Below are 5733 nucleotides of genomic sequence, written 5' to 3' on the forward strand. Positions count from 1 at the left end.
TAGGGATGCCCTCGCAGGGAAATCAACGGGTGTAGTTATTTAGACGCTTACTTATATTTAACCTTATCCCCGGTAAATTATATAGTTACGTCAATATCGTTTGGCTTTTGAATAATATTCAAAAATATATAAGCCATCGCCTTAACGATACTGTGGCCAATGTGTCAAAGATGCAGTCATACGTTAATACTATCAAATACCATGCCCTGTAATGTAATTAGCGCATAATTCATTATAATCCCTAATAATCTGACATATTATGTCACTCTGTGACACAATATGTCAGCATACCGGCTAACCTTTGCCATGATATCACTTTTATACTGGCTGAATGATTAAATGAAGTTCAGCACATTTTATCTAAACACTGGAATCTCCGCTTTTTTCTTTCTGATCCCACATATCTTTAAGTCTTCTGATTTCAGCCTCTACCTCAAAAAAGCAATCAACAAGGTACGGTGCAAAATGACTTCCCGCTCCATTTCTGATTTCTTCAAATGCCCTATCAATAGGCCATGCCTCTTTGTATGGCCGCACTGAGGTGAGTGCGTCAAACACATCGGCAATGGCCACAATTGCCGCACTTTCAGGCGTCTCTTTTTCTTTGAAACCATTAGGATAGCCCGAACCATTCCATTTCTCGTGGTGACAGTGAGCTATATCCGTAGACATCTTAAACAAAGGGGTATCGCTTTCAGATAAGATACCGTGGCCGATTGTAGGATGTGTCATCATCGTTTTCCACTCATCAGGGTCAAGTTTAGACGGTTTTCTCAAAATATTACCGGGAATCCCAATTTTCCCTGTATCGTGCATTGGCGCCGCATACTTTATCTTCTCAAGCTCATCAGCATTCCAGCCGCGCGCCTTTGCTATTTCCACCGAATAAGACGCCATCCGCCATATATGCGCCCCTGTGTCAGTGTCATTGAAATGGCCGGCCTTTCCAAGCATAAACACAGATGCTTGCTGGCTCTCTATCAGCTCCTTTGTGCGCTTTATAATAGTCAGCTCACAAACCCGTTTTTGATTAGACAGCGCTAAATGAGCTGCCACTCTATGCAGCACAATAGACGGAGATACCGGCTTTGTAATGTAGTCAATGCCCCCAACATCAAATCCATGCGATTCATCCTCCGCGTCTACCATAGAAGTAACAAAAATAACGGGAATATAGGCTGTAGCGGTGTCAGCCTTCAGGCGGCGGCACGTCTCAAAGCCATCAACTCCTGGCATCATAAGGTCAAGCAGAATCATATCTGGTTTGTCCTTCGCGGCCTTATCCAGGGCATGTAAACCATCTGTGGCAAATGACAGTTTATACGAATCTTTCAGTATCTGCCGCAGTATCTGCCTGTTATTGGCCTCATCATCAACTATTAACACACTCCATTTAATTTCTGTCATTTTATCCCTCCTTTACAAGGGGCAGCTCCATGACAAACTGCGCCCCGCCCTCTATGTTTGAAACGGACATTTTCCCGTTCATTTTTCCCTCTATAATAGCTTTGGACATATATAGACCTATTCCTGTCCCTTCTTCCCCCTTAGTTGTTACATATGGTTCAAAGAGCTTTTCCATCACAGCAGGGTCTATGCCGCCGCCATTGTCGCTTATGGAAGCAACAACTTTATCGTTTACCTCTTTAATCTCCACAGTAATCAGCCCATCATCTGTAAGAAGCCCTTTTTTTCTTCTTGTATTTATAGCGTCACGGCTGTTGTTTATCAGATTCAGGATAACCTGTTTTAGTTCATTAGGGTAACCTATTGAATAGATACAACACTCTTTTGGAGTATTCATCTGCACGAAAATGGTGTCACTTTTTAACATCCCGGAAAAAAGAGCAACGACGTCGTAAAATTGCTTTGTTATGTCAAACGTGCATTTTTCGCTGGTCGGCTTCAGGAAGTTTCGAAAATCATCTACCGTCTGGGACATAAACTGAATCAGTTCCATGGTCTGCTTAACGAAGCCCTCAAGGTACTTCTTATCTACCTCTCCCGCATTAAACGCTTCCTTAACATCCTGCACCGTGAGGCCAATGGCATTCAACGGCTGTCTCCACTGATGAGATATAGCGCCAATCATCTCGCCCATAGAGGCCATCTTAGATTGCTGTATCAGCATCTGCTCTTCAACAAGGCGCTTGTTGACTTCCTCTTTAACCCTTTTTTCTAAAAATCGCTGGTATTTATATAGTTTTAGATGCGTTTCCACTCTGGCTAAAACCTTAATGCTTTGAAAGGGCTTTGAAATGAAATCCACACCCCCGCTTTCAAATGCCTCAAATCTCTCATCTATATCAGTTACGGAGCTGATAAAGATAACCGGAATATCGGCAGTTACAGGGTCAGCCTTTAGCCTCCTGCACGTCTCGTATCCATCCATTCCATGCATTAAAATATCGAGGAGTATTATATCAGGCGTCACCTTCTTTACTTTTTCCAACGCCATCACGCCGCCTGTGGCAAACGATAGTTTATAAATATTCTTCAATATTTGCCTGAAAAGCTGCCTGACAACGGGGTCATCGTCAACTATCAGCACTTTCATTTTATCTGTATCGTTCATCATATCTCTATCCTGAACTCAGCCCAGCCATCGGTGTTTTTTACAGAAAGAGTGCCGTTCATACTCCTTTCTATGATTAACTTTGAAATGTACAAACCGAGCCCAGTCCCCTTGGATTTATCTTTTGTAGTGAAATATGGGTCAAATATCTTATGAATATTCTCCTCACACACTCCGCCGCCATTGTCTGCAATGGTTATTACTGTTGTGTTAGTATCAGTGTCTCTATATACCCTTATATTAACTATGCCGTTAGTAATATGCCTCGCTTCAAACACATCCTGAACATTTGTCAATAGATTCAATAAGACCTGAGCAAACTCATTCGGATAAGCATTTATCCTCAATCCATCTTCAAACTCCTTGTTGAAGGTAAAACCTTTCAGTTTAAAATATCCTTCTACAATCATTACTGTGCTGTTTATCAAATCTTCTAAGTTAAACTCCTCCAGCTCATTATTAGCTATATAGTAGTTTCTGAAACCATTTATCGTGTTTGATAAACCAATCACCTCTGACATAATGGACGAAACACTCTTTTTCAGAAGATTCTCATCTAATTCATCGTGTAAATAGGTGTCTTGTATCTCCTGAGCAAAGAGGCCTATTGTGCATAGGGGTTGCCGCCAATGATGGGCAATATTAACCAACAGCTCACCCATCGCTACATGCCGGGACTGCTCATACATTTGTTGATCTTTTAATCTGTTTTTTTCGGTCTCATCTTTAACCGTTTCCCACAAAAACCGTAGTAAATTATATAATTTTAAATGTGTTTCTACTCTGGCTAACACCTCAAGGCTTTGAAAGGGTTTTGAAATGTAATCTACCCCTCCGCACTTAAACACTTCAACTATATGATCAATATCCGTTGCGGAGCTGATAAAGATAACCGGGATGTTGACAGTTGCAGTGACAGCCTTCAGTCTCCTGCATGTTTCGTATCCATTCATCCCAGGCATCATAATATCGAGAAGTATTATATCAGGCATCACCTTCTGTGCCTTTTCCAATGCCGTTACTCCGCCCGTGGCAAACGATATTTTATAAATATCTTTCAGTATTTGCCTTAATAGTTGCCTGACAACAGGATCATCGTCAACGATAAGCACTTTCATTTTATTTGTAGTCACTTTATGCCTCCAGGTCTATTCCTAAAGATAAAGACAATTTTAGTGTCTGCTCTTTTGCTCCGTCAAAGTCGAGGTCTTCTATGTATCTCTTTATTGATTCCTCCTGCTCTGCGGTTATAACCCCATGCAATTCATATAAGATTGGCTCGGCCTCATCCGGTTCTTCTGACTCACAAGATTCTATCAACCTTAGAATAAGTCCCTTTAATACCGAACTATCTAATTCTCTCTTATGATTAATTACAGCAGACTCCGGCACATGGATTTTGCTTATAGAGTCCACGACTTTCTTTAAAAGCTCTTTGAGCTGGCCCAATTGTGTCCTGGCGTTATCAAGATTTCTATCCTTTAGTGAATGTGACAGCTCTCTGGCAACTTTAAACACATGGACAATTGATAAATTCCCTGACACTCCATCTAAGGAATGTGATAGCCTGTATGCCCCATCTATGTCATTGCCTTCAATTAATGATAATAGTGTATCGGCCGCACTGCCGTATTTACGTGAAAACCCCATTAATGCCTTCTTATACGCATCGGCGTCTTTCCAAACACTAATGCCTTTTTTGACATCTATGCCGTCAATTAACGCAAATTCTCCGAATGCTACTGCCCCTTTCTCAACGATCAAATCAGTGTTCATCTCTCCAATACCACCTCTGACTGTAAGCTCAATAGTTGACAAAAGGTTCTCTATTTCAATAGGTTTTTCTACTACGGCATCTACTCCGTTCCTTATATATGACGCCTTTTCCTCCCTCATAACGCTTGCTGTCAGGGCGATAATCGTAATACGTCCGCCCAGGGAGGACTCAAGTTTACGGATTTGACGTGTAGCCTCTAAGCCGTCCATTACAGGCATTTGAACATCCATGAGAATAACATCAACCGGATTCGACTTAAAACATTCTACAGCCTCCAGCCCATTGCGGGCTATAATAACTGTGTGTCCATATTGTTGGAGACGAATATTTAACAGAAGAATATTTTCCTCTATATCCTCTACGACCAATATTCGAAATTTACGCCTTGGCCTTGCTAACAGGATATGTCTGTGCTGATCATAAATTTCTTCAGTGGAAAGGACATATTTCTTATCAGTTTTCTCCATGATAACGGTAAAGAAAAAAGTGCTTCCGACCCCAAGCTCACTCTCGACCCACATGCTGCCGCCCATGAGATTAACAAACTCCTTATTTATAGTCAGACCAAGCCCTGTTCCCCCGTACTCTCTGGTTGTGGAACTATCTGCCTGAGTAAATCTCTTAAATATAGTTTCTTTCCTGTCACGCGCAATCCCTATTCCGGTATCTTGTACTGAAAAAAGAAGATTCACCGTAGCCTCCTGGTTTTGCCCATCTATAACCTTCAGGCCAACATTAATCTCGCCCTTAAGTGTAAACTTCAGGGCATTGCCTATTAAATTGATCAATACCTGTCGAAGCCGGGTTGGATCTCCTTTTAACACGCTTGGCACCTCTGGCGATATATCGTATTTAATAAGTATTCCTTTTTTGGGGGCAGTTATAAGAAACATATCAATAGCGGATGCAACCACCGCGTTGATTGAGAAATCCACGGTTTCAAGCTCAAATTTACCGGATTCAATCTTCATAATATCAAGTATTCCATTGATTGTAGATAGCAAGGAGTTGGCTGAACTCTTTACTATTAAAAGATAATCCTTTTGCTTTTCGTCTAAAATTCTCTCCAGAACTATATCTGTCAGCCCTATTATGGCATTCATAGGGGTTCTGATTTCGTGGCTCATATTGGACAGAAAGTCACTCTTAGACTTGTTTGCCCTTTCAGCCTCTTCTTTTGCCCTATCGGCCTCTTCCTTGGCTATAACAACCACTTCCCTTGCTGTCTCGGCCTCTTCCTTGGCTATAACAACCTCTTCCATTGCCCTCGCAGCCACTTCTTTTGCTATCACAGCTTCTGCCTTTGCCCTATCAGCCTCTTCTTTGGCAATCAAAGCGGCTTCCTTAACCCTATCAGCCTCTTCTTTAGCAATCAAAGCGG

4 protein-coding genes are annotated in these 5733 nt (G+C 41.7%); all 4 read right to left on the reverse strand.

Annotated features, from left to right (window positions below; genetic code table 11):
* Window positions 1-360: 360 nt before the first annotated feature.
* Window positions 361-1407 carry a response regulator gene (locus AB7D94_RS16220; RefSeq protein WP_420267074.1) on the reverse strand — a complete coding sequence of 349 codons (1047 nt, stop codon included), beginning with the start codon at window positions 1405-1407 and terminating at the stop codon, window positions 361-363.
* A 1-nt stretch (window position 1408) separates the two neighbouring features.
* Window positions 1409-2578: a response regulator gene (locus tag AB7D94_RS16225; protein ID WP_420267075.1), complete on the reverse strand. Its 1170-nt coding sequence runs from the start codon at window positions 2576-2578 to the stop codon at window positions 1409-1411.
* Entirely contained in the window at window positions 2575-3708 is a 1134-nt protein-coding gene (locus AB7D94_RS16230) for a hybrid sensor histidine kinase/response regulator (RefSeq protein WP_420267076.1), read from the reverse strand. Before AB7D94_RS16230 ends, AB7D94_RS16225 begins: the two co-directional genes overlap by 4 nt.
* Window position 3709: 1 nt before the next feature.
* Window positions 3710-5733, reverse strand: a 2024-nt coding sequence (locus AB7D94_RS16235; RefSeq protein WP_420267077.1) for an ATP-binding protein, incomplete at its 5' end; no start/stop codon positions are given.

Origin of the sequence: Candidatus Magnetominusculus dajiuhuensis, assembly GCF_046044395.1 — a bacterium.
Taxonomy (GTDB): domain Bacteria; phylum Nitrospirota; class Thermodesulfovibrionia; order Thermodesulfovibrionales; family Magnetobacteriaceae; genus Magnetominusculus; species Magnetominusculus dajiuhuensis.

Bases quoted from the DNA above. Each gene is read 5' to 3' on its own strand.
- AB7D94_RS16225 (WP_420267075.1), bottom strand. From the start codon at position 2,578: ATGATGAACGATACAGATAAAATGAAAGTGCTGATAGTTGACGATGAC.
- AB7D94_RS16220 (WP_420267074.1), bottom strand. From the start codon at position 1,407: ATGACAGAAATTAAATGGAGTGTGTTAATAGTTGATGATGAGGCCAAT.